Origin of the sequence: uncultured Phenylobacterium sp., assembly GCF_902826855.1 — a bacterium.
Taxonomy (GTDB): Bacteria; Pseudomonadota; Alphaproteobacteria; order Caulobacterales; family Caulobacteraceae; genus Phenylobacterium.
In genome coordinates, this window is sequence record NZ_CADEGK010000056.1 from 1 (window position 1) to 23,070 (window position 23,070).

The window sequence follows — 23,070 nt, forward strand, 5'->3', positions numbered from 1 at the left end:
GGTCCACGCCAGGAACTCAGGCCAGAGCCGCGCGATCCGCACCGGCGTGCTGGCGGCGCGGGGGCGGGTGATCGTCACCCTGGACGGTGACGGCCAGAACGATCCGGCGGACGGACCGGCCCTCGTGGACTCCCTGCTGGCGGGGGCGCCGGCATTGGCGATGGTGGGCGGCGAACGGGTGAAGCGGCAGGACAGCGCCGCCAAGAAGTTCGCCTCGCGGATCGGCAACGGGGTGCGCAAGCGCCTGTTGCGAGACGCCGCCGACGATACGGGCTGCGGCCTGAAGGCCTTCCGACGCGAGGCGTTCCTGCGGCTCCCCTACTTCGACCACATCCACCGCTACCTGCCGGCGCTGATGCTGCGCGAGGGCTATGAGGTGGCGTTCTGGCCAGTGCGCCATCGCCACCGCCGGACGGGGGCGTCCAAGTACAACAACCTAGGCCGGCTGATGGCCTCACTGCCGGACCTCTGGGGTGTGATGTGGCTGAAGTCCCGGTCGCGCGATCCGGGCGGGGTGGACGAGGTCTAGGACGGAACGCGGCCCAGCACCCCTCTCGCCACCTGCAGGCCCTGCTCCATCATTGGCGCCACGATCTCGGCGGCCACGTCGTCGGGCAGAACGTCGGCGGTCCAGGTGAGGCGGGATTTGCCGGCGCCCAGGTCGTCCACCTGGAAGCTGGCCGAATGATGGGTGAAGCGTTCGGTCACCGAATAGGCGAGGCGCCGGCGCGCGTCGTCGCGGCCGAGGAACAGCTCCTTGACGGTCAGGCCGTTGGCGAAGGTGACCATCCGCGCGCCGGGGATCAGCTCCACGTTCGTGACGAACCCCGGGGCGAACCGGCGATGGACCGCGCCGAAATCGGATACGGCGTCCCAGACCGCGTCGGCCGGGGCGTCGATGTCGATGGTCTTGATGATGGTGGCCATGGGCGGCTCCTATTGCTGGAACCACCAATTGGGGCCTCGTCGCGTTGGTTGCTGGCGGGATTCGGCCGTGGTCAGGTGAACGCGCTGAAGACTAGGGTGACCACGGCGATGTCGACGAAGCGGGCGAGGAAGACGAGCATCTTTGCGTCCGTGGCGAGGGCGATCGAACACGGTTAAGCAAGACGCGCGCCAACCGAGCCCGATCCTATGGCCCTGTTCTTCGACGCCTCATGGTTCGACGGAAAACTCGCGGAAAGAGGGCTTTCGCGCGCCGTGATGGCCGCCGTGGCCGGCCTCTCGGAGGCCGAGTTGGCGCTGGTGTTCAAGGACCAGAGGGAAGTTTCCGCCGGGCAGGTGGCGGCCTTTGCCGAGCTGCTGGGGGCGTCTGCGGCCGAGGTGGCCGAGCGCGCGGGCGTTTCGACGCCCAGGCCTTCGGAGGATCCGGTGACGGCCCTGGAGCGACGGGTCGCGGCGCTGGAGGCGGAAGTGGCGCGGCTGCGCGCGCGCCAGAACTAGATGTCGGTGCGCGCCTGGCGGCCTTTGCGGGCGCGGCGGTCGTAGCTGCCGGACCATTCGGTGCGGTTGTAGGCGATGCGGGCGGTATCGAGGATTGTGGCCCCGCCGCGCAGGCCGCGGCGCTGGCCGTCCTGCCCCAGCAGCTGGGCGTCGAGCTCGCTGTCGCGGCGGCGTGGCGGGTCGTCGCGGAACGACCGCGCCGGGGTCACCGGACCGGCCGGGACCGGCAGGTTCGAGGTGGCGCGAGCCTCGCGCGCCTCATCGGCCCGGGCCTCTGCGGCCCTCGCCGCCTGGCGGGCCGATACGGTCTGTCGGATGCGATCAATCCGGGACATCGTGCGGCACAACCTGCAATAGCTGATCCAGCAACCTAGCCTTTTGCCAGCTTGTCCAGCTGAGCTTGCATCTCGGACATCTGTTTACGCAAGGCCGTTAACGCATCATCGGTTCCGGAATCAGCCTTGGGTTGAGCCGCGCCGGCCGGCGAAGAGGCCTCGTCGGGCCGCTGGCCGGGGGCGAAGGGGAAGGGCGAGAACATCTTCATGGCCCGGTCGAACAGCGCCAGGTTCTGCCGCGTCATGTCCTCGAAGGCGGCGATGCCACCGGTCGGGCCGAAGCTGGTCATCTGGCCGCGCAGCCGCTCCTGCTGCTGGGTGAAGCTGGCGAGCGAAAGTTCCAGGTAGCTGGGCAGGAAAGCCTGCATGGAATTGCCGTAGAACCCGATAAGCTGGCGCAGGAACTGGATCGGCAGCAGCGACTGCCCCTGGCTTTCCTCCTCGAAGATGATCTGGGTGAGGACGGTGCGGGTGATGTCCTCGTTGGTCTTGGCGTCGTAGACGACGAAATCGACGCCCTGCTTCACCATCTCCGACAGGTGCTCGAGGGTGACGTAACTGGACGAGGCGGTGTTGTAGAGACGCCGGTTGGCGTACTTCTTGATGATGACCTTCTCGGCCGCGGCGCCCCCTCCCGGGGGCGAGCCGGCGGTGTCTTGGGTGTCGGCCATCCCTGATCCCTGTTCGCGGCTCTCTGCGCTGCGCAGCCGGCCTCTTCTGCACCGCACTATCGCGCATGCGAGCAGATTAGCAAACGGCATCAGGCAATTGGCGCTTTGGGCTCTTGCCCTGCCGGTTGGCCGAGCCCAAAAGAAATCCCAGGCCGCCAACAGGAGCCCTTTCATGAGCGACGTCGTCATCGTTTCCGCCGCACGCACGCCGGTGGGGTCATTCAACGGAGCTCTCTCGAGCCTGCCGGCTCACGAGCTGGGCCGCATCGCCATCCAGGCCGCGGTCGAGCGGGCCGGCATCCAGGCCTCCGACGTCGGCGAGGTTATCCTGGGCCAGGTGCTGCAAGCCGGCGCCGGCCAGGGCCCCGCCCGCCAGGCGGCGGTCAACGCCGGCATCCCGATCGAAAGCCCGGCGTGGAGCCTGAACCAGCTGTGCGGCTCGGGCCTTAGGGCCGTCGCCCTTGGCGCCCAGCAGATCAGTGACGGTTCGGCGGAGATCGTCATCGCCGGCGGGCAGGAAAGCATGAGCCAGTCCCCGCACGCCCAGCACCTGCGCGGCGGCCAGAAGATGGGCGAGCTGACCTTCCTCGACACCATGCTGAAGGACGGGCTGTGGGACGCCTTCCACGGCTACCACATGGGCCAGACCGCCGAGAACATCGCCGCCCGCTGGCAGATCACCCGCGAGGACCAGGACCGCTTTGCCGTGGCGTCGCAGAACCGCGCCGAGACCGCCCAGAAGGCCGGCCGCTTCGCCGGCGAGATCGCGCCGGTGACCATCAAGGGCCGCAAGGGCGACACGGTGGTCGACCAGGACGAGTACATTCGCCTCGGCGCCACTTACGAGGTCATGGCGGGCCTGCGCCCGGCCTTCACCAAGGACGGTTCGGTGACGGCGGCCAACGCGTCGGGCCTGAACGACGGCGCCGCAGCGCTTGTGCTGATGAGCGCGGCGGAGGCCCAGAAGCGCGGCCTGAAGCCGCTCGCCCGCATCGCCTCCTGGGCCAGCGCCGGGGTGGACCCGGAGATCATGGGCACCGGCCCGATCCCCGCCAGCCGCCGGGCTCTCGAGCGGGCCGGCTGGAAGCTCTCCGACCTGGACCTGATCGAATCCAACGAGGCGTTCGCCGCCCAGTCCCTATGCGTGGTGCGCGAGCTGGGCCTCGACCCGGAGAAGGTGAACGTCAACGGCGGCGCCATCGCCATCGGCCATCCGATCGGCGCGTCGGGCGCCCGCATCCTGACCACTCTGCTGCACGAGATGGCCCGCGGCGACGCGAAGAAGGGCTTGGCGACGCTTTGCGTCGGCGGCGGCATGGGTGTCGCGATGTGTGTGGAAAAGGTCTGATACCGACCCACCGCCCGATCAACAGGGCTCGGCGACCAAGGGAGTGAGAACATGGCCAGGGTAGCGCTTGTCACGGGAGGAACCCGCGGCATCGGGCGGGCGATCGTCGAGCGGCTGAAGGCCGACGGGTGCAAGGTCGCCGCGGGCTATTCCGGCAACGACGCCGCCGCCGCGGCCTGCGCCAAGGAGCTGGGCGTGATGGTGGTCAAGGGCAACGTCGGCAGCTTCGCAGATTGCAAGACCGCCGCCGACGCCGTGGCCGCCGAATTGGGACCCATCGACATCCTGGTCAACAACGCCGGCATCACCCGCGACGGGGTCTTCCACCGGATGAGCCCCGAGCAATGGAGCGAGGTGATCCGCGTCAACATGGACTCGCTGTTCAATATGACCCGCCAGGTCATCGAGGGCATGCGCGAGCGCGAGTGGGGCCGGGTCATCAACATCTCGTCGATCAACGGCCAGAAGGGCCAGATCGGGCAGACCAACTATTCCGCCGCCAAGGCTGGCGTGATCGGCTTCACCAAGGCGTTGGCGCTGGAGAACGCCAAGAAGGGCGTGACCGTGAACTGTGTCGCCCCCGGCTACATCGACACCGAGATGGTGCAGGCGGTGCCGGCCAAGGTGCTGGAAGGCATCATCGGCCAGATCCCGGTGGGCCGCCTGGGCCGCGGCGACGAGATCGCCGACACCGTGTCCTTCCTGGCCGGCGAGCGGGCGGCCTACGTGACGGGGACCACGCTTTCACTGAACGGCGGCCAGTACCTGGTCGGGTGAAGACCTCGCGACAGTCCAAAAAGCGCCCCGATCAACTGGCATCTCATCGTTTGGCATGATGTGCAGGTTGACGGCGTCGAGGAGAGCGGTGGCAGCGGCGCTGCTGTGCGCCACTGCCCTTGGCGCACCGGCCACGGCCGGCGTCACCGACCGCATCCGCGATGGCTTCGTCAAGCAGCGCGGCCGCGAGGCCAAGGCCGCGCCCCTGGCACGGTATATCTCCGAGGACGGCCGGGTGTTCACCCTGGACCGCACCCAGCCGGTCCCGATGCTCAAGTTCGAGGACAGCCCCGAAGTCTGGGTGCTGCTGCCGAGCCCGGCGCCGCGCGGCGACGTGATCTACAAGAACGACCTGGGCGAGCCGGTGCTCCGGGCGACGCGGCTGGGCGGCTACACCCTGTTCACCGACGACCGGCCCAACGGCCAGGCCGTGTCGCTGGCCGGCGGTGGCGCGCCCCTGCGACTGGCGGCGCTCAGCCCGCAGGCGGTGTTCGAACGACTCGCGCAGTCGTCTGTACGGGCCAGCCGCGCAGCGCGGCGACCGATGCTGTTCGAGGCCGAGGCGACCCCGGCCTCCTCGGCCCTGATTGCCGACGCCGCGGTGGTGACCGCCGTGGCGATCATCCGGCTGTCCCAGCGCGCGGACGGCCGCCGCTTCCTGGGTCGCTTCAGTCGCGTGCGCTTCGAAGAGGGCAAGAAGGCCGGGGCCAGCCTCAAGGACGGCGTCCTGCGCATCGTCGTGGCCCCGCGGCAGGGCCTCGCTGGCCGGCCGTCGTCGGACAAGATCCTGAAGGTGGCGCTGGAAAGGTGAGGCTCGTCGCCTCCCGCCTCCGGCGGGACGGAAGGTCTCAGCCCTTGAAGTTGTCCTTGGCCTCGCGGACCGCCGCGAACCCTCGCGCATCGGCCTGGCGCAGGAAGGGATTGGTGGCCTTTTCCAGGCCGATGGTGGTGGGCACCGTCCATTCGCCGCGCTCGCGGGCGGCGAAGACCGCGTCGGCGCGGGCCCTCAGGGCGGCGCTGCCGTCCACCGAGAGCGCGAAGCGGGCGTTGGAGGCAGTGTATTCGTGGGCGCAATAGACGCGGGTGTCGTCGGGCAGGGCGGTCAGGCGCTGCAGGCTGGCCCACATCTGCTCGGCCGTGCCCTCGAACAGCCTACCGCAGCCGAGCGCGAACAACGTGTCCCCGACGAACGCGACGTGGTCCGCCGGGTCGAAGTAGGTGATGTGACCGAGGGTATGGCCGCCGGTGTCGATCACCTGGAAGCGGGTCTCGCCCAGGTCCACGGTGTCGCCCTGGCCCACCTCGCGGTCCAGCGGCGCGATGCGAGTGACCTCGGGCGGGCCGATGATGGTGCAGCCGGTCATCGCCTTGATGTCGGCGTTGCCGCCGGCGTGATCGGGGTGCCAGTGGGTGTTGAGGATGAAGTCCAGCTCCCAGCCCAGGTCGTCCAGCTCGCGCAGGATCGCACCGGATTCGGGAGTGTCGATGCAGGCGGTCTTGCCCGTCGCTTCGTCGCGGACGAGGAAGCCGTAGTTGTCGGAGAGACAGGGGAACTGGTGAACCGTCAGAGGCATGGCCGAACTCCCGGAACAAGCGACGATGCGATTTAGGCTGGCAGCGACGCGACGTCGAGCATAGCTGATAGGGCATGCGCCGCGATGTCCTGGAACTTCGCCAGTTCTACGCCTCCGACCTGGGGCGTGCGGCCCGCGCCATGGTCGAGCGCAAGCTGCTGGAGGCCTGGGACGACGCCCACGGCCTCGACCTGCTGGCCCTGGGCTATGCGACCCCCTTCGTCGGCCCGTTCCGCGACCGCGCGCGGCGCGTGGTGGCCGGCATGCCGGCGCAGCAGGGGGTCGAGGTCTGGCCGGGCGGCGAGCGCAACCTGACCACCCTGACGCCCGAGGACAGCCTGCCGTTCCAGAACGCGCTTTTCGACCGGGTGCTGGTGGTCCACGGCCTGGAGGAGAGCGCCGACCCCGCGGGCTACCTGCGCGAAGTCTGGCGGGTGCTGGCGCCGTCGGGGCGCGCGATCATCACCGTGGCGTCGCGCAACGGGCTGTGGGCCAACACCGAGGCCACGCCGTTCGGCCACGGCCAGCCCTACACCCGCACCCAGTTGAGCGAGCTGATGCGCGAGGCGGAGCTGGAGCCCTCCGGCTGGACGCGGGCGCTGTACGTCCCGCCCGTGCCCTGGATGGCGCGGTGGGCGGACGGTTTCGAGCAGGTCGGCTCACGCGTCTGGCCCGGCTTCGCCGGGGTGCTGATGATGGAGGCGACCAAACAGACCTTCGCGGTGAAGCCGCGGGGCCACCGCGCCCGGGTGCGGATCGTGGCCCCCGGCCTGCTTCCCGCGCCCGGGGCGGCGCCGGTTTCCCGGGAGCCCGTCATGCGAGGCCCCTTGGCGCCGCGGCGGCGAAGGTCTTAGCTGTGCGGGCGGAACATCGAGCCTTGGGGGCGACCACGTCATGAAGCTGATCATCGCGGTCATCAAGCCCAGCCGCCTGGATGCGGTGCTGGACGCCGTCACCGAGGCCGGCGCCTCGGGCCTCACCGTCACCGAGGTGCGGGGCTACGGCCGCCAGCGGGGCAAGACTGAGGTCTACCGCGGCGCCGAGTACGAGGTGAAGTTGCTGCCCAAGGTGAAGCTGGAGATCGCGGTGCCGGACGACATCGCCGGTGCGGTCGTCGAGGCGATCAAGACCACGGCCAACAGCAACAAGATCGGCGACGGCAAGGTCTTCGTGCTGGACCTGGAGCGGGCGTTGCGCATCCGCACGGGGGAAGAGGACGCCGCGGCGATCGCTGGTTAGAGGCCGGAACCCGCGACCTTAGTAGCGCATCGGGCCGTCGCTATGGCTTCGGCGAGCTGCTCTTGCGAAACCGGCTTGAACAGGATCGCCGAGGGGTGATCGGAATTGATCCGTGCGATTGTCGCCGGTTCGCGGGACCCCGTGACGAAGATCACTTGCGCCCCGACGGTCGCGTAGATGGTGAGGGAGGCGTCGACCCCGTCGCCTTCGCCTCGCAGCCGCATGTCCATCAGCACCACCGCCGGCCTATAGTGCTGCGCCATAGCGATGGCTTCAGCAGCGGTCGCGGCGACGCCGCATACGGTCAGGCCCATCTCCTCGACCTGGATCTGCAGCGCAATGGCGATCAGCACCTCGTCGTCCACGATAAGGACAGTGTCGACCAGTGGGGTCATTGCAGCACCGGCTGGGCGATCTGGATTTCGCGGGCGAAGCCGCCGGCGTCGCGTCGGGCGGTCATGACGCCGCCCAGCTGCCGGACCAAGGCGTCCACGATGGTCATGCCGAGCGGCTTGGCGGCGCCACTTGTGGGAACCGCTTCCTCAGCCTCGGTCCCGTTGTCGGAAACCACGAGCGAGACTCTGCCGTCCGGCGCCTGATCGAGCGCGACCTTGATGACCCCGATCCCGGTCGGAAATGCGTGCTTCAGCGCGTTCGTGACCAGCTCCGTGACAACGAGACCCAGCGGGATCGCGAAGTCGAGGCCGACCTTGAGGGGTTCGGCTCGCACCGTCAGACTGACGCCGGGCGACGCCGCCGCATCCAGCAGGTTCCGGGACAGCTCTTCCAGGAACGGTGCGATGTCGAAGGTGCGGAGATCGTTCGAACCCATCAACTGATGGTGGACCAGGCCCAGGGCATGAACGCGGCCGCGCAACGCATGCAGCGCAGTGCGCGCGTCCGGGTCGGCGAGCCGCTTGCGCTCCATGACCAGCAGGCTGTCGACGATCTGAAGGTTGTTCTTCACCCGATGATAGACCTCCCTGAGCAGCACGTCGCGATGGGCCAGGGTGAGGGTGCGCTCCTCCAGGAGGGTCTCCAACTCTGCCTTGGCGGCCACCAGCGCGGCGTTGGACTTGTGCTGCGCGTCGATGTTCTCGATCACCGCGACGGCGAAGACGGGCGCTCCGGTGGTCGGAGAGCGGGTGACCGTGGCGGAACCCCGGCCCCAGATCGTGTGGCCGTCGCGGTGCAGGTAGCGCTTGTCGCGGATGTAGGCGGGCTTCTTCCCTTCGACCACCAGCCCGAAATCCGCCCGCTCTGCGTCCTCATCGTCTTCGATCGTGAACTCCCAAACGGGTCGGCCGGCCAAAGCCTCAGGGTGATGGCCCAGCATGTCCGCGAACGCCTGGTTGACCCGCAGGATCAGCCCGGTGAGCGGGTCGAACTGCACCTTCCCGACCGCCGCCCGCTCGAAGCTCGTGCGAAATTGCGCCTCGCTCAGCACGAGCGCGGCATGCGCCCGCTCGCCCTCCGCCAGGGCCTCGGACAGCGACTGGTTGGCGGCTTGCACCCTGGCGTGGCTGGCCCGCAGGCGTGCGCACACGGCCAGGATTAGGATGCCGACCCCCAGCGCGGTGACGACGCTGCGCGCTTCCGCGGCCGAGACGACGAACGAGAATTGCTCGCCGAGGTAGACATACCAGGCGCCGCCGGCCCCGCCGATCAGGGCCATCCAGCCGGCAAGATTGCCCCATCGCAGGCAGGTTATGAGAACGATGGGGAAGACCGCCATGAGCGGCTCGCCCCCGCCCGTCTGGCGCTTCAGCAATGAGCCCAGTGCGACCGCCAGGGCCGCAGCGAGAAGACCGATCAACATCGACGTCCAGGTCGAAGTCGGCGCGCGCCTCATATCGAACCATGAGGCCCACCGATTGGCGGCGGGGGCGCTGTCGACCGTCAGGACGTTAGGGAGTGCAGACATCGGCGGCTCGGCGGCGTGCCCCAGGTCAAGTCGACGAGTGACATCTAACACGCTTTGGTTGAACGGCGACATGGGTGACGTCTAATGCCGCGCCGGCTCGCGCCATCGCCTATTCGAACAGCCCCGCCTGCCCGGGCGCGGGCTTCCCTTCCACCTTGCGGCTCAACAGGAACAGCGCCGTTTCCGCGCGCCAGTTCTCGATGGGCCGGCGCGGGTCGATGGGGCGGGCGGGCTTGCCTTCGGATAGCGCGGCGCAGGCGTCGATGCGCAGGTCCAGCGCATCGCACAGGCTGACGAAGTCCCGCAGGGTGCAGAGGTGGATGTTGGGGGTCGAGTACCAGGGCTCGGGCAGGACGCCGGTCTCCGGCATGCGGCCGCGGCTGAGCAGAGCCCAGCGGACCTTCCAGTGTCCGAAGTTCGGCACCGAGACCACGGCCTGGCCGGCGATGCGCAGGAGTTCGGAGAGCACGTGCCGCGGCTCGCGCATCTGCTGCAGGGTCTTGGAGAGGATCGCGTAGTCGAAGGCCTGGCTGGGGAAGTGGTCGAGGTCGCGGTCCCCGTCGCCCTGCACCACGGCCAGGCCGCGAGCCAGGCAGGCGGCCACGCCGTCGGGGCTGATCTCCAGACCCTGGCCGTCGATCTGCTTCTCGCGGGTCAGCAGTTCCAGGAGTGCGCCGTCCTCGCAGCCGATGTCGAGCACGCGGGCGCCTGGGCGCACGAGCTTCAGGATCTCGGCGAAGTCCTCCCGGATGGACGTCATGGACGCGTAGCGCTCACGCCAGCCCTCGCGCCTGGGCCTGGGCTTCGAGGAAGCCGCGCAGGGTCTGCTCGAACACCGGCTCGTCGAGGAAGAAGGCGTCGTGGCCCTTGTCGGACTGGACCTCGGCGAAACTGGCCCGGCAGCCCGCGCCGTTCAGCGCGCGGACGATGTCGCGGCTCTCGGAGGTTGGATAGAGCCAGTCGGAGGAGAACGAGAGCACGCAGAACTTGACCTTGCGGGCCGGGACGAAGGCCGCGGCCAGCACGCCGCCGTGGGGTGCGGCCAAGTCGAAGTAGTCCAGGGCGCGGGTGATGTAGAGGTAGGAGTTGGCGTCGAAGCGGTCGACGAAGCTGGCGCCCTGGTGGCGCAGGTAGCTCTCCACCTGGAAGTCCGCGTCGAATCCCCACGACAGGCCGTCGCGCTGCAGTTCACGGCCGAACTTGCGCTGCAGCGCCGCTTCGGAGAGGTAGGTGATGTGCGCGGCCATGCGGGCCACGGCCAGCCCCTTGTCCGGGCGCATGCCGGCCTTGAGATAGGCGCCGCCGCACCAGTTGGGATCGGCCATGATCGCCTGGCGGCCGACCTCGTGGAAGGCGATGTTCTGGGCAGAGTGGCGCGCGGCGGCGGCGATGCAGACCGCGCTGAACAGACGGTCGGGATAGTCGGCCGCCCATTGCAGCACCTGCATCCCGCCCATGGAGCCGCCCAGCACGGCGAACAGCGTCTCGATACCCAGGGCCTCGACCAGCATGGCCTGGGCGCGGACCATGTCGGCGATCGTGATCACCGGGAACTTCAGCCCGTAGGCCTCGCCTGTGGCCGGGTCGATGGAGGCGGGTCCGGTGGTGCCCATGCAGCCGCCGACCACGTTGGAGCAGATGATGAAGTGCCGCTCGGGGTCCAGCGGCCGGCCGGGCCCGACGAACAGGTCCCACCAACCGGGCTTGCCGGTCAGCGGGTGAGGCGAGGCCATGTGCTGGTCCATGGTGAGCGCGTGGCAGACCAGCACCGCGTTGGTGCGCGCCGCGTTCAGCGAGCCATAGGTCTTGTAGGCGATCTCCAGCGGCGCGAGGGTCGCGCCCGAATCAAGGCGCAGGGGACGGTCGGCCGGGAACCGCCAGGTCCCGCCGCCGGTCTCGTATCCCGCCGTGATCGGAGCCTGCGCCGTCATGGCCGCCTTGGACCGTCTGGCCGGAGCGGTGTCAATGGCTTGCAGCAAGCCGCGCCTAGGCTATCAAGGGCCAGGGTTAGGGAGCGTCCATGGATCGTCTGATCCTCTTGAGGCACGGCAAGGCCGAACCGGATTCCACAAGCGGCGACGACTTCGACCGGCGGCTGGCCGCCCGGGGCGAGCAGGAGTCGAGCGAGATGGGGGCGCGGCTGGCCGACATGGGCTTTGCGCCGGACCTGGCGCTGGTCTCGCCGGCGGCGCGCGCCCGTGGCACCTGGGAGCACGCGGGCGCCCACTTCCCGAACGCCCAAAGTCGCTTCGACGACGGCCTCTACCACGCCGACTCCGCGGCGATCCGGCATGCGGTCGACAAGGCGGCCGGCGAGGCCAGGACGCTGATAGTGGTCGGTCACAATCCGGGCCTGCAGGAGCTGACCGTGCAGCTGTTGCAGGAAGCCGACGCCTCGCCGAGCCTGATCGCGCGGGCGCAGCGCAACTTCCCTACCGCGACGGCGGCGGTCTTCCTGTTCGACCACGACGGGAAGCCGCACTACGACGCCCTGTACTTCCCGGACCGCCACCATTGAGGATCTACAAGATCCTGCCTCGCGGCGAATGGGCTGCCGCGCAGCGGGCGGGGCGCTTCGAGGGCTCCGCGGTCGACCACGCCGACGGCTACATCCATTTCTCAACGGCCGCCCAGGCCGGCGAGACTGCACGGCGCCATTTCGCAGGGATCGCGGACCTAGTGGTTCTGGAAGTGGAGGCCGATGATTTGGGCCCGGCGCTGAGATGGGAGCCGTCGCGCGGTGGCGACCTCTTCCCGCACCTCTACGAGGCGCTGGAGGTGCGGTGGGTGCGGGCTGTCCACGAGGCGCCGTTGGGCCCGCACGGGGTTCCGCGGGTCCCGGCGTGAACGACCTCCACGGCCTCGCCACCCGGGCGCTGCACCTCCTGGACCCGGAAGACGCGCATACAGCCGCGATCGCCGCGCTCAAGCTGGGCCTGGGGCCACGCGCGCCGGCCTGCGACCCGATCCTGGCGACCGAGCTTAGCGGGATCGCGCTGCCCAATCCGGTGGGCCTGGCGCCGGGCTTCGACAAGAACGCCGAGGTGTTCGCGCCGATGCTGCGGGCGGGCTTTGGCTTCGTGGAGTGCGGGACGGTCACGCCGCTGGCCCAGGCGGGCAATCCGCGCCCGCGGCTGTTCCGGCTCAGCGAGGACCGGGCGGTGATCAACCGGATGGGCTTCAACAACGCGGGCGTCGAGGCCTTCGCCGGGCGGCTGGCGCGCCGGGGCGCGGGCGTGGTGGGGGCCAACATCGGCGCCAACAAGGAGTCCTCCGATCGCGTCGGCGACTATGTCATCGCCCTGTCGCGCGTCTGGGGGCTCTGCGACTACTACACGGTCAACATCTCGTCCCCCAACACCCCGGGGCTGCGGGCCTTGCAGACCAAGGCGGCGCTGGAGGAACTGCTGGGCCGCATCGTGGAGGCGGGCGGGACCCTGCCGGACGAAGGCGGTCGGCCGATCTTCCTGAAGGTCGCGCCCGACCTGGAGGACGCGGAGATCGAGGCGATCGCCGAGGTGGTGGACCGCAACGACTTCAATGGCGTCATTGTCTCCAACACGACGATCAGCCGGCCCGAGCTGCGATCGCGACACAGGGGTGAGACAGGTGGTCTTTCCGGTGCGCCCCTCAAAAACCTAGCCACGGAGGTGCTCCGGCGGTTCCGCGAAGTAGCGGCTCCCGACCTGGTGCTGATCGGGGCGGGCGGCATCGCCTCCGGGGCCGACGCCTACGCCAGGATCCGCGCCGGCGCATCAGCCGTGCAGCTCTACTCGGCGCTGGTCTACGAGGGCCCGGGCCTGGTCAGCCGCATCAATCACGACCTGGCGCAGCGCCTGCGCGCGGACGGATTCCGTTCCGTCAAAGAAGCGGTCGGCGCTAGATAGCTGAGGCGCATCAACCGCCCCGCGTTGCCGGGGCGTGCAGGCTGCATTAACTCGAAGGGACGATGGCGGACGCCCCCACGCCGAGCGAACCTGCGAAATGGGTCCGGCGCCGCCTGTTCTGGCCCGGCGGCCTATCTGCGCGCCTGCTGGTCCTGACCGTGGTGTTCGCGGCCCTGGGCGGCACGCTGGCCATCCCCCCGGCGCTGGCCTCCTACGAGAAGCAGTGGCTGCTGGACCGGGTGCGGGCCGCTGAGCTGGCCTCGCTGGCCGCCGACGTGGCGCCCGACCGGGTGGTCTCCGAACAGCTGAAGACCCAGCTCCTGGCCGGGGCGGGGGTGGAGATCGTGGCGGTGTCGCAGGACGGGGTTCGCCGGCTGGTGTTCGCCGCCGCGCGGCCGGCGCGCGCGCCCTACCTCGTGGACCTGCGCAACCGCGCGCCGGGTCTGGGGTTGTTCGCACCCTTCCAGACCCTGCTCGGCCCCGGCGACCGGGTTCGGGTGGTGGCCGACCCGCGCATCCGGCCGGGCGCCGACTTCATCGAGTTCGTCGCCACCGATACCGAACTGAAGCGGGCGCTGGCGTCGTACCTGTGGAGGCTGGTCGCCATCGTGGCGGGCGTCTCGGCGCTGGCCGGCCTGATCGTCTACCTGGCGCTGAACCTGTTCCTGGTGCGGCCCATGCAGCGGATCACCTTCGCCATGGAGCGGTTCCGCGCCGACCCGGAGGACCCGGCGGCGCAGGTCCAGCTCTCGGGCCGCCGCGACGAGATCGGCCGCGCCGAGGCCGAACTCGATCGCATGCAGGCCGACCTGCGCGTTGCGCTCAATTCCCGCGCCCGGCTCGCCGCCCTGGGCGAGGCGGTGGCCAAGATCAACCACGACCTGAAGAACATGCTGACCAGCGCCCAGCTGGCCTCCGAGCGACTGGCGGCCTCGAAGGATCCTCAGGTCAGCCAGGCGCTGCCGCGCCTGGCGCGCGCGCTGGACCGCGCCGTGAAGCTGGCGTCCGGCGTGCTGGCCTACGGCAAGACCCAGGAGGCGGCGCCGGAGACCCAGCCGGTGAAGCTTGCCGCAGCGCTCAAGGAGGCGGCTGCCGAGGCCCGGCTGGGCGACGCCGGCGTGCGGCTGGTGTCCAAGGTCCCCGCGGCCCACCAGGTGACCGCCGACCCGGACCAACTGCACCGCATCCTGGTCAACTTGCTGCGAAACGCCCGCCAAGCCATCGAGCATCAGGAAGGGCGCAGGGGCGCCGGGCGGGTCGACGTGTCGGTTGAGGTCCGGGGGGCCGCCAACCTGATCCGCATCGCCGACAATGGCCCCGGCGTGCCCGAGCGCATCCGCGAGCGCCTGTTCCACCCCTTCGCCGGGTCAGGGCGGCCGGATTCCACAGGCCTCGGGCTGGCCATCGCCCGCGAGTTGGCCGAAGGCCACGGGGGCGAGTTGACGCTGTCCGTTACCGGGCCGGAAGGATCCGTGTTCGAGCTGCGCCTGCCCAGCGCGCCGCTTAGGGGGCCTTCGCCACCCCCTCGCGGCGCGGGTCGGCGCCGCCGCGCAGGCCCTGCGGGGTAGCCTCGATCCCGTGCAGGCCGGAGCCTTCCGCACCAAAGCCTGACTGAAGCTTCAAGCCCTTGGCCTCCAGGCCGGCGCGCACTTCCGGCGAGAATTTCTCCACCTCGGCGGCGTAGAAGTTGCCGCCCGCGATCAGGTTGGGCAGGTCGATGGCCTCCTGCACCGGCATCTTCCAGTCGATGATCCCCACCAGGGTCTTCAGGTTGTAGGCCAGGATCGACGGCCCGCCCGGCGATCCGATCGCCGCCACGAAGCGGTTCTGGCGGTCCAGCACGATGGCCGGGGCCATCGACGAGCGGGGGCGCTTGCCGCCGGCCACGGCGTTGGCGGCCGGGGCGCCGTCCCGCTCGGTGGCGCCCAGCGAGAAGTCCGTGAGCTGGTTGTTGAGGAAGAAGCCGCCCACCATCCGCCCCGAGCCGAAGATGCTCTCCACCGTGGTCGTCATGGAGACCACGTTGCCCCACTTGTCGGCGATGACCATGTGCGAGGTGCCCGCCGGCTCGAGTGTGCGGTCGGCGGCGCGGACGGGCGCGCCCCTGGGCTTGCCCGGCTCCGGAGGCGGCCCCGCGGTGGGTCCGATCAGCTTGGCGCGCTCGGCGACGTAGCTCGGGTCGAGCAGGCCCTCCGTGGGAACAACCACGAAGTCCGGGTCAGCCATATAGCGGTCGCGGTCGGCGTACATCAGCCGGCTGGCCTGGCTGAACAGGTACCAGCCCTCAGCGTCGTTCCGATGCTTGTCGATCGCGGTGTGCTGAAGGATGCCCAGGGCTTCCAGAACCGCCGGGCCGCCCGACGGCGCCGGCGGCGCGCAGACGACATAGACGCGATAGGGCCGGCAAAGGCCCGGCGTGGCCTTGGGCTCATAGGCCTTCATGTCCTCCAGCGTCAGCGTCGAGGGGTACGGACCGACCCGCACCTTGGCGACGATCTGCTCGGCGATCTGCCCCTCTAGCAGCGCCTTCGGCCCCTCGGCGGCGATCCGGCGCACCGTGGCCGCATAGGCAGGGTTCTTCATGATGTCGCCGGCCTTCACCCTGCTCCCGTCCGGCTTGGTGAAGTAGGCGACGGCGTCCGGCGCGCCGGCCTGGGGCGCGCGGCTGGCGGCGGCGGCGGCCATCCGGGCCGGTACGGGGAAGCCGCCGTCGGCCAGGCGCTCGGCCTCGCCGAACAGGTCCTTCCACGCCGCCTTACCGTGCTCGGACTGGGCCAGGTGGAGCATGGCGACGGCGCCGGGCACCCCGGTCGAGCGACCGCTGAGGATCGCTACGCCCTTGCCCAGGGGCTGGCCATTCTCCCCGTAGAACCACCTGTCGGTCGCGGTCTTTGGCGCGGTCTCGCGGCCGTTGTAGGCGGTCACCTTCCGGGTGGCCGCGTCGTAGTAGGTCATGAAGGCGCCGCCGCCGAGCCCGGAGCTCTGCGGCTCCACCAGGCCCAGCACCGCCTGCACCGCCACGGCCGCATCCACCGCCGTGCCTCCGGCGCGCAGCACCTTCAGCCCCGCCTCCACCGCCATCGGATTGGCGGCGGCCACCATGCCGCCGGTCTTGGCGGCGGCGGGCGCGGCCGGCTTTGGCCTGGCGAGCGCCGGAGGCGGCGCCGCGCAGGCGGCCAGCAGTGCGGCGAGGACAAGCGAGGCGAGCGGCGTGCGGAACTTCACGGGGCGTACGGCTCCTTCGGGGGCGGCGCGACCACAGGCCGGCGGTCCGCATGGACAACAAACGGCCGGTCGTGCGACGTCCCTCCTATGGACGGAAAGCCTCCAGGTCCAGGGCCGCACAACCTGATTACTGACGTCGCCGGGCTTAAGGTGGGTCAGACGCACGATCCCGCCGTCCGTACCGGCGTCACCGTGATCCTGCCCGACGACCGGGCTGTCTGCGCCTGCGACGTGCGGGGCGGTGCGCCGGGGACGCGGGAGACCGATGCGCTGGCGCCCGACACTCTGGTCGAGGCGGTGGACGCCGTCGTGCTGGCCGGCGGCTCAGTCTATGGCCTGTCGGCGGCCGACGGGGTGACCGCGTGGCTGGGGGCGCAAGGCCGCGGCTATGGCCTGGTGGAGGGCGTACCGAAGTCGCCGGTGGTTCCGGCCGCGATCCTGTTCGACATGGCCAACGGCGGCGACAAGGCCTGGGGCGAGGATCCGCCGCACCGCGAGCTGGGCCGCCGCGCGGTGGCCGCTGCCGGCCTCGAGGTCGCACTGGGAACGGCGGGCGCAGGCTACGGCGCCATGGCGGGCGGCCTTAAGGGCGGGACGGGCTCAGCCTCGGTGGTCACCTTCGACGGGTTCACGGTGGGGGCCATCGTGGCGGTGAACAGCTGGGGCTCCGTGGTGGCCCCTGGCGGCCGCACCTTCTGGGCCTCGCCCTACGAGATCGGCCACGAGTTCGGCGGCCTGGGGGCGGCAGGGCTGCGCGCCGCCCCTGACCAGTGGGGCTCCGCCAAGCGCGGCGACGAGACCCGCAACACCACCATCGCCTGCGTGGCCACCGATGCCATCCTGACGCCCGCCCAGGCGAAGCGGCTGGCTGTGATGGCCCAGGACGGTTTGGCCCGCGCCATCCGTCCGATCCATGCGCCGTTCGACGGCGACGTCGTCTTCGCGCTGGCCACGGGCCGACGCCCGCTCGGACCCGAGCCGAACTACACGCTTGGCCGTCTTGGCGCCCTCGCCGCCGACACCCTGGCCCGGGCGGTGGCCCGGGCGGTGTTCGAAGCCACACCGTGGCCGGACACGTATGTCCCCTGCTGGCGCGATCTGCCGGCCTAGCCAGACCGCTTCCGGCCCTGCGAGTCGCCTGCTAGCTTGGCCGGGTTGAATTCGGGAGAGTTCGGAATGGGTCTGGCGCGCAAGCTCGTGGTCGTGGTTGGGGGCGTCGCCGTCGGCGGGATCGCAGTCGCCACCGTCGCATCGGCCCAGCAGAAGGTGACCGGCCCGGTCGCCGTCTACTGGATGAGCGCCTCCACCCAGACCGGCTTCGGCATGCCTGGCGCCGGCGGCGCAGCCAATCCGCAGGCGATGATGCAGGCCATGATGGGCGGTGGCGGGGCCAACAAGTCTCTGACCCTGCAACTGGGCTCCAGCCAAGCCGCGCCGGCGCCGGCCGCCGACCACCTGCCGCCCCAGGGCCTGGGCGCCGGCGCCGCCCTGCCGCTGGTCTCGCCGAAGGTAACCCCGACGGCGCCTGTGGAGCGCGGGCCCGAGATTCCGCGCGAGTACCAGAAGCCGCGCGGCAGGATGCTGATCTTCTGGGGCTGTGGCGAGCGCGCCCGGCCTGGTCAGCCGGTGGTGATCGACTTCGCCACCCTCAGCAAGAACCCGACGGCGGCCATGAACGCCTTCAAGGGCATCGATGTGCGCCCGCAGACGCCGCCCTCGGCCTACCGCAACAAGACGTATGGCGAGTGGCCCAATGAGCGCACCCGCACGTCCGTGTCCGCCACCGGCTCGCTGGTCGGCGGCCATACCGTGCGCGGCAACTACAGCCCGCAGATCAATTTCAGCCTGGACGAGGACCAGGACTTCCTGGGTCCGCTCAACCTGACCACCAACGCCAGGGCGCCCGGCGGCTGGGTGAACCTGGGCTGGAACCTGGTGGGCAATGCCGAGGCCTACCTGGCCACCGCGGTCGGCGGCAATGGCGAGACGGTGGTGATGTGGTCGTCCTCCGAGACCCAGTCGGCGGGCTTTGCGATGCCGGAATACCTGACCACCCCGGACATCACCCGCCTGGTCGGCAACCGGACCCTGATGGGGCCCACCCAGCGGACCTGTGCGGTGCCCAAGGAGGTGCTGGACGCCATGCCCCAGGGGATCGTGCAGATGGCCGCCTATCGCGGCGAGGCCAACTTCGCCTACCCGCCACGGCCCACCGACCCGAAGGTCGCCTGGAACCAGCAGTGGGCGGTGAAGGTGAGATATCGCTCTGCCACAGGCGGCCTTCTGGGCCAGGCCATGCCGCAGATGCCGGGCGGGTATCAGCAGCCGTCGCGCCCCGGGGCCCCCGCGCCGCAACCCGGCCAGCCGCCGCGTCGCCCCAGCGCCGGCGACATCCTGCGCGGCCTGCCCGGGCTGCCGTTCCCGCGCTGAGCGGCGACGGGACGGCGGCTGGATCGGGGAACCGGGTCGGCCGCAGAGAATCCGCCCGCCAGGGTCTTGCGCTCCCGCCCGCCCCCGACTAGGTTCCGCGCCCTTGCCGAAAGGCCGGATGCGCCCGTAGCTCAGCTGGATAGAGCATCAGACTACGAATCTGAGGGTCGGACGTTCGAATCGTTCCGGGCGCGCCAATTTCCCCAATAAAATCAGTCTACTAGTGAACCCAGAGCGAGCGGTGCGGAACGATTTGGCCTACCGGGGTCACACTGGGGTCACAAGATTTGGCCTCTTTTCGACCGATTTCACCCTCCCTCAGGCGTGTTCATCCGACTCGAAGGCCGGCTTCATGGCCTGAGGCTGGCGCGTACGCGGCCTATCATCGCCCGATGGCGGCCGAATCCCCCATGACCGGCAGCGGCGGAATAACATGTTGGGTCTTGAGCGTCGGCGCTCGGCGACGGCAGACCGACCATTGGGTGGCAAATAACCAAGATCGACAGGGCCGCCTTGGCTCGCCTCCGCCGCGTCTTCCACCATGGGGGTAAGCCGCCGGCCCTGTTGGCGGAAGCGATCGTGGAGGCCTATGCGGAGCGCCTTGAGCCTGATCAAGCCCTGCTCTGGAGCGATGGATGACCTGTGTCGCCGCTGCAGCGGAGCAGTTGGGCCAGGACGCCAGTCCGACGGCAATAATGGCGCGTGCCCACGAGCTTGAGGCGAAGCTCAGCTAGCCAGTCTGGGATGGCGGGCGTCTTCGCCGCGAACAAGGATGCGAATCGGACAGTCTGGGCCATGGCGTGAGCCGCCCGACCTGTCGCTGGGTCAAAGGCCTCCTTGAAGTGACTTGCTGCTCCTATCCTCGGGGTCAGTGCGCAATCGGCGACCGCTGACCTGTTGGATTGGAGTCGTTCAATGGCGCTCGTCCGCCTCACGCCCCGAAATCTCGATGCTCTGAAGAAGGGTCTCGCCCCCCGAATGGGCGGGGTGAAGTCCGCACACCTGACAGAGGCGCTGGCGGCTGGGCGCTCGACAGCGCACTTCCCTGGCGCCCAAGCTGCTCCGCTGTCGAAGCCGCGATGCATGAGGTGTAACGCGGCAAGCCCAATGCGGACCGGCGCGGCTTGGGTCGGAGCCAGCGGAGTGAGGGACGCCGGCAGCGATCGTCCATCGGCGAAGATCCGGACCGTTTGGGCGATCGAGAAGTAGGCCGGGTCGAACTCTAAGCAGAGATTCGAAGCTTGCCCAACGGAAGGCGGCTTCGCTCGCGGTTGAGCTGGGCGACGGCGGCATGGATGGAAAGCTCCAGATCGTTGGCATCGGCGAAGGTCTGGTGGGCGAGGTGGTTGGCCTTGAGTTGGCCCCAGACGATCTCGATGTCGTTGAGTTCAGGGGCGTACTTCGGCAGCCATTCGACGGCGAGCCAGTGCTCGCGCGTCGCCAGGGCGGCTCGGCTCGCCCTGCTGAGGTGGACGGGGCCGTTGTCGAGCGCCAGCACGACAGGCCTTCGCCGCCGTCCGGGCCTGGGCCCGTAGCGCCGGTCCAGCTGCTCCAGGTGGGCGATGAAGTCGGCGCTCCTCTTGCTGCGGCTGGTGTGGACGACGAGCTTGCGCCCGCCCCAGTCGAGCGAGCCCATCATCGCCACCTTGGCCGCCTGGCCGGGGGCCGGCACGCGCAGATCCGCGCCCTGCTTGGCCCAGGCCCGCGCCAGTAGGGATGGGTCAGCGCCTCGCTCTCGTCACCGAACAGCAGGGTGAGGTGGCCCGTTCGGGCCTGGGCCTTGAGGAGCTTGATCCGCAGGCCGTCGCGGTCGACCGCCTCGGCCTCCTGGCGGCCCTTCAGAGTGTGCCGCGGGCGACGGAAGCGAAAGCCCCCTTTTTGCGCTGCACCACCGACAGCCGCGAGCGCGAGATGCTCACCCCCTCGCGCCGCTCGATCTCCAGCGCCAGCCGCGGCAGGGTCCAGTTCACCCGGTCGGCCACCGGCTCGCCCAGCACCTCCCCGGCCACCTTCAGCGCCGCCCGCGCCTTCACCGGCTCCGGGCCGGGCGCGATCCGCCGCTTCAGCGCCTCGACCCCGCCCCGGGCGAAGTCGCTGCGCCACAGCCGCACCGTGTCCTCGCGAACCGCGAAGGCTTCGCCGATCTGCGGGCTCGTCCAGCCTTCCAAAGTCAGCAGGATCGCCCGCGCCCGATCCGCCTCGCCCCGATCCCTCGAACCAGCCAGCCCCCGCAGCGCCGCCCGCTGCTCTGCCGTCGCCCCAGCCGGTGACTTGCTCGTCATGACCCGCCCTCCGAATCAACTCGACTCAGCGAATCACGCCCCACTTCGTTGGGAATCCTCAGCAAGCCTGCTTAGTCCCGATCGAGAAGATCGCCGTTCTCAACCCGCGCGGCCGTGGCCGCCGTGTCCACCGCGAGATCATCGACACATCGAGGCTGTCGGTCTGAAGCGGCCGATCACTGTCAGTCGGCGCAAGCTGGCTGACGGTACGGAGCGCTACGATCTGATCTGCGGCGAGGGGCGTATCGAAGCCTTCCAGCGCTCGGCGAAAGCCAGATTCCCGCGATCATCGTCGATATGCCCGAGGAGGAATGCTTCGTCCGCAGCGTCGTCGAGAACGTCGCTCGACCTCAGCACCGCGGGGTCGATGTCATGAGGGAGGTCGGCGCGCTTAGGAAGCGCAACTATAGCGACGCCGAGATTGCTCAGAAGATCGGCGTCACGCCGAGCTGGGTTTCGCTGATCGTCGGCCTGCTCGAAAGGGGCGAAGAGCGGCTAATCGCAGCCGTCGACAGCGGTCTCATTCCGCTGACGCTCGCCGCCACCATCGCGCGCAGTGACGATGCCGCCATCGGCTGCCTCCGAGGCAACAGAAAGAGGCGCTCGCGGGCACCCACTCAGGACCGACGGTCTGAGGGTATGCGACTGCGGAAGGTTGTCGAGGGCGCCGGTTCTGCGCGGCTCAGGGCGCTCAAATCAACAAAGCTTCAGTCGTTTCAATGACGATATTATGGGTATGCTCATAAGATGACATTCCGGGAGTACATCAAGGCGCGGCGAATAACCGACACGCCGGCTGGCGAGTTCACCAAGGACGCCCGCGCGGATGGCAGGTTGAGAGACGTGCAGTCCTGGCCGGAACTCCGGCGGTATTTGCAGAAGAGCGGCGCGACTCCGGCCGCTATCGCGGCGGGGCACATCGTCTGGAAAGGCTACCGGGCAGCGCTGAAAGCGCAGGGCGCGCAGACTTGAACCAGCCCACCCAGTCCGTCGTCAAACCTATGTCTGGACGGCATCGAGAAACTGATCTGCGTGCGACGAAAATTGTGATAGTCGAAAGACAACCTCGGGGTGCGGGAAATCCTGAAGTCAATAGTATGGGGACGGGGAGGCCAGAGGCTACAAGTTGCGAAAGACTGTAGAGAAGTACATGGGATTCTCCAGATCGCGCGCTACGACTTGTTGCTGCCCGACTACAATTTAGGCCACGAAAGTGGAGTCGAGTTGGCGAGGTCGCCTAGCCACCTCAACGCACGCACCCCCATTGTCATGATTAGCGGCCGCGGAGATGAGGTGACGATCCGAGCTGCGCACGACGCTGGGATAGGTGAGTTCGTGGTCAAGCCACTGTCCGTCGTGACGCTTGCCAATCGCATTAGCGCGGTGCTCTTCCGGCCCAGCGAGTTCATAGTATCGCTGAGCTATTGCGGACCCGACCGTCGGCGCGGAGGAAGCGCGCAACACGACGGACTGGAACGCCGACGCGGGGAGCGCTCGCTTTAGTCGCCGCCGACGGCTCGGTAGCGCTCGCCCTCCTCCAGTCTGGCCGCTGGCGCACGCAGGCACTGCCTGACGTCGCAGCAAGAGTTTTCCCGATCGAACCCGCCAACTCCGCCAGCCAGTCCACGGCCGACGGTGTCACACCGTTCCGTGCAGTTAGTCGCGGACTACGTGGTCGGGACATTGCTGTCTTGAGCATGTTTTGCCAAACTCTGGCCGGGCTCGGCCTTTTCAACCATGCGGGCCCAACCCGCTCGTTTTCGGTCGGGAAAAGACAAGCTAGGGTGAGACTCTTGCGAACGAAAGCGGCGGTGCTCGCCGACGTCAACGCTGACCTACCAGATCGCGACTGGAAGAGGGGTGCAGAGCGCTATCTGGAGGGCTTCTTCGAGCGCTTCTCGACGTCCTTCACGACGACCTCGACGGCCATGTCGA

General features: G+C 69.3%; 27 protein-coding genes and 1 tRNA gene. 17 read left to right on the forward strand and 11 right to left on the reverse strand.

What is annotated here, in order from left to right; genetic code table 11:
- Positions 1 to 529: glycosyltransferase family 2 protein (locus QZV94_RS09755; protein WP_293677631.1), on the forward strand; the 529-nt coding region annotated here is incomplete at its 5' end.
- On the opposite strand, the gene QZV94_RS09760 is transcribed toward QZV94_RS09755, so the two are convergent.
- Positions 526 to 927: an SRPBCC family protein gene (locus QZV94_RS09760; RefSeq protein WP_293677632.1), complete on the reverse strand. Its 402-nt coding sequence runs from the start codon at positions 925 to 927 to the stop codon at positions 526 to 528. The two genes, QZV94_RS09755 and QZV94_RS09760, sit on opposite strands and share 4 nt — an antisense overlap.
- Positions 928 to 1,134: 207 nt before the next feature.
- On the opposite strand from QZV94_RS09760, the gene QZV94_RS09765 reads away from it, so the two are divergent.
- Positions 1,135 to 1,443: a helix-turn-helix domain-containing protein gene (locus QZV94_RS09765; RefSeq protein ID WP_293677633.1), complete on the forward strand. Its 309-nt coding sequence runs from the start codon at positions 1,135 to 1,137 to the stop codon at positions 1,441 to 1,443.
- Here the strand turns inward: QZV94_RS09765 and QZV94_RS09770 are convergent.
- Both QZV94_RS09770 and phaR read right to left on the reverse strand, forming a co-directional pair.
- The gene (locus QZV94_RS09770) at positions 1,440 to 1,778 is read right to left on the reverse strand and encodes a hypothetical protein (RefSeq protein WP_293677634.1); all 339 of its coding nucleotides are present in this window, start codon (positions 1,776 to 1,778) and stop codon (positions 1,440 to 1,442) included. The genes QZV94_RS09765 and QZV94_RS09770 overlap by 4 nt on opposite strands.
- A gap of 35 nt (positions 1,779 to 1,813) precedes the next feature.
- Positions 1,814 to 2,449, reverse strand: coding sequence for a polyhydroxyalkanoate synthesis repressor PhaR (gene phaR, locus QZV94_RS09775; RefSeq protein WP_293677635.1), 636 nt, complete (start codon positions 2,447 to 2,449; stop codon positions 1,814 to 1,816).
- Between the two features lie 172 nt (positions 2,450 to 2,621).
- On the opposite strand from phaR, the gene QZV94_RS09780 reads away from it, so the two are divergent.
- The 3 genes from QZV94_RS09780 (at position 2,622) to QZV94_RS09790 (ending at position 5,385) form a co-directional block, all read left to right on the forward strand.
- A complete protein-coding gene (locus QZV94_RS09780; RefSeq protein WP_293677636.1) occupies positions 2,622 to 3,797 on the forward strand; it encodes an acetyl-CoA C-acetyltransferase in 1,176 nt (391 codons plus the stop codon).
- Positions 3,798 to 3,848: 51 nt separating this feature from the next.
- Positions 3,849 to 4,574: an acetoacetyl-CoA reductase gene (gene phbB / locus QZV94_RS09785; protein WP_293677637.1), complete on the forward strand. Its 726-nt coding sequence runs from the start codon at positions 3,849 to 3,851 to the stop codon at positions 4,572 to 4,574.
- 88 nt (positions 4,575 to 4,662) lie between these two features.
- Positions 4,663 to 5,385, forward strand: a complete 723-nt coding sequence (locus tag QZV94_RS09790; RefSeq protein ID WP_293677638.1) for a DUF4908 domain-containing protein — start codon at positions 4,663 to 4,665, stop codon at positions 5,383 to 5,385.
- Between the two features lie 37 nt (positions 5,386 to 5,422).
- Here the strand turns inward: QZV94_RS09790 and gloB are convergent, their stop codons facing one another.
- Complete coding sequence (gene gloB / locus QZV94_RS09795) at positions 5,423 to 6,148, reverse strand: hydroxyacylglutathione hydrolase (RefSeq protein ID WP_293677639.1); 726 nt, start codon at positions 6,146 to 6,148, stop codon at positions 5,423 to 5,425.
- A gap of 74 nt (positions 6,149 to 6,222) precedes the next feature.
- Between gloB and QZV94_RS09800 the strand changes: the two genes are divergently transcribed.
- Positions 6,223 to 7,002, forward strand: coding sequence for a methyltransferase domain-containing protein (locus QZV94_RS09800; RefSeq protein WP_293677640.1), 780 nt, complete (start codon positions 6,223 to 6,225; stop codon positions 7,000 to 7,002).
- 40 nt (positions 7,003 to 7,042) lie between these two features.
- The gene (locus QZV94_RS09805) at positions 7,043 to 7,387 is read left to right on the forward strand and encodes a P-II family nitrogen regulator (RefSeq protein ID WP_293677641.1); all 345 of its coding nucleotides are present in this window, start codon (positions 7,043 to 7,045) and stop codon (positions 7,385 to 7,387) included.
- On the opposite strand, the gene QZV94_RS09810 is transcribed toward QZV94_RS09805, so the two are convergent.
- The 4 genes from QZV94_RS09810 to QZV94_RS09825 form a co-directional block, all read right to left on the reverse strand.
- A complete protein-coding gene (locus QZV94_RS09810; RefSeq protein ID WP_293677642.1) occupies positions 7,384 to 7,752 on the reverse strand; it encodes a response regulator in 369 nt (122 codons plus the stop codon). The genes QZV94_RS09805 and QZV94_RS09810 overlap by 4 nt on opposite strands.
- A 26-nt stretch (positions 7,753 to 7,778) precedes the next feature.
- The gene (locus QZV94_RS09815; RefSeq protein ID WP_293677643.1) at positions 7,779 to 9,206 is read right to left on the reverse strand and encodes a histidine kinase dimerization/phosphoacceptor domain -containing protein; all 1,428 of its coding nucleotides are present in this window, start codon (positions 9,204 to 9,206) and stop codon (positions 7,779 to 7,781) included.
- A gap of 214 nt (positions 9,207 to 9,420) precedes the next feature.
- The gene (gene metW / locus QZV94_RS09820; protein WP_293677644.1) at positions 9,421 to 10,071 is read right to left on the reverse strand and encodes a methionine biosynthesis protein MetW; all 651 of its coding nucleotides are present in this window, start codon (positions 10,069 to 10,071) and stop codon (positions 9,421 to 9,423) included.
- Between the two features lie 13 nt (positions 10,072 to 10,084).
- Positions 10,085 to 11,242, reverse strand: a complete 1,158-nt coding sequence (locus tag QZV94_RS09825) for a homoserine O-acetyltransferase (RefSeq protein WP_293677655.1) — start codon at positions 11,240 to 11,242, stop codon at positions 10,085 to 10,087.
- Positions 11,243 to 11,331: 89 nt separating this feature from the next.
- Between QZV94_RS09825 and QZV94_RS09830 the strand changes: the two genes are divergently transcribed.
- From QZV94_RS09830 to QZV94_RS09845, 4 genes are all read left to right on the forward strand, one after another.
- The gene (locus QZV94_RS09830; RefSeq protein WP_293677645.1) at positions 11,332 to 11,829 is read left to right on the forward strand and encodes a histidine phosphatase family protein; all 498 of its coding nucleotides are present in this window, start codon (positions 11,332 to 11,334) and stop codon (positions 11,827 to 11,829) included.
- The gene (locus tag QZV94_RS09835; RefSeq protein WP_293677646.1) at positions 11,826 to 12,158 is read left to right on the forward strand and encodes a DUF952 domain-containing protein; all 333 of its coding nucleotides are present in this window, start codon (positions 11,826 to 11,828) and stop codon (positions 12,156 to 12,158) included. The genes QZV94_RS09830 and QZV94_RS09835 overlap by 4 nt, the downstream gene beginning before the upstream one ends.
- Positions 12,155 to 13,198, forward strand: coding sequence for a quinone-dependent dihydroorotate dehydrogenase (locus QZV94_RS09840; protein ID WP_293677647.1), 1,044 nt, complete (start codon positions 12,155 to 12,157; stop codon positions 13,196 to 13,198). The genes QZV94_RS09835 and QZV94_RS09840 overlap by 4 nt, the downstream gene beginning before the upstream one ends.
- A gap of 62 nt (positions 13,199 to 13,260) precedes the next feature.
- Complete coding sequence (locus tag QZV94_RS09845) at positions 13,261 to 14,766, forward strand: sensor histidine kinase (RefSeq protein ID WP_293677648.1); 1,506 nt, start codon at positions 13,261 to 13,263, stop codon at positions 14,764 to 14,766.
- Here QZV94_RS09845 and QZV94_RS09850 read toward each other — a convergent pair.
- Positions 14,702 to 16,423, reverse strand: coding sequence for a gamma-glutamyltransferase family protein (locus QZV94_RS09850; protein ID WP_293677649.1), 1,722 nt, complete (start codon positions 16,421 to 16,423; stop codon positions 14,702 to 14,704). The two genes, QZV94_RS09845 and QZV94_RS09850, sit on opposite strands and share 65 nt — an antisense overlap.
- A gap of 87 nt (positions 16,424 to 16,510) precedes the next feature.
- Between QZV94_RS09850 and QZV94_RS09855 the strand changes: the two genes are divergently transcribed.
- The 3 genes from QZV94_RS09855 to QZV94_RS09865 all read left to right on the forward strand — a co-directional run bounded on the left by QZV94_RS09855 (position 16,511) and on the right by QZV94_RS09865 (position 19,050).
- On the forward strand, positions 16,511 to 17,533 hold the full coding sequence (locus QZV94_RS09855) for a P1 family peptidase (protein ID WP_293677650.1): 1,023 nt from the start codon (positions 16,511 to 16,513) through the stop codon (positions 17,531 to 17,533).
- Between the two features lie 66 nt (positions 17,534 to 17,599).
- Positions 17,600 to 18,853, forward strand: coding sequence for a hypothetical protein (locus QZV94_RS09860; protein WP_293677651.1), 1,254 nt, complete (start codon positions 17,600 to 17,602; stop codon positions 18,851 to 18,853).
- 120 nt (positions 18,854 to 18,973) lie between these two features.
- Positions 18,974 to 19,050 (forward strand) — tRNA-Arg (locus tag QZV94_RS09865).
- Positions 19,051 to 20,075: 1,025 nt separating this feature from the next.
- On the opposite strand, the gene QZV94_RS09870 is transcribed toward QZV94_RS09865, so the two are convergent.
- A complete protein-coding gene (locus QZV94_RS09870; protein WP_293677656.1) occupies positions 20,076 to 20,564 on the reverse strand; it encodes a transposase in 489 nt (162 codons plus the stop codon).
- 127 nt (positions 20,565 to 20,691) lie between these two features.
- Positions 20,692 to 21,135 (reverse strand): helix-turn-helix domain-containing protein, encoded by a 444-nt coding sequence (locus QZV94_RS09875; RefSeq protein ID WP_293677652.1) that lies wholly within the window; start codon positions 21,133 to 21,135, stop codon positions 20,692 to 20,694.
- Between the two features lie 297 nt (positions 21,136 to 21,432).
- On the opposite strand from QZV94_RS09875, the gene QZV94_RS09880 reads away from it, so the two are divergent.
- The 3 genes from QZV94_RS09880 (at position 21,433) to QZV94_RS25135 (ending at position 22,638) form a co-directional block, all read left to right on the forward strand.
- A complete protein-coding gene (locus QZV94_RS09880) occupies positions 21,433 to 21,858 on the forward strand; it encodes a plasmid partitioning protein RepB C-terminal domain-containing protein (RefSeq protein ID WP_293677653.1) in 426 nt (141 codons plus the stop codon).
- A 24-nt stretch (positions 21,859 to 21,882) separates the two neighbouring features.
- Entirely contained in the window at positions 21,883 to 22,107 is a 225-nt protein-coding gene (locus QZV94_RS09885) for a hypothetical protein (RefSeq protein WP_293677654.1), read from the forward strand.
- Positions 22,108 to 22,206: 99 nt separating this feature from the next.
- Complete coding sequence (locus QZV94_RS25135) at positions 22,207 to 22,638, forward strand: response regulator (protein ID WP_367254316.1); 432 nt, start codon at positions 22,207 to 22,209, stop codon at positions 22,636 to 22,638.
- Positions 22,639 to 23,070: the final 432 nt, after the last annotated feature.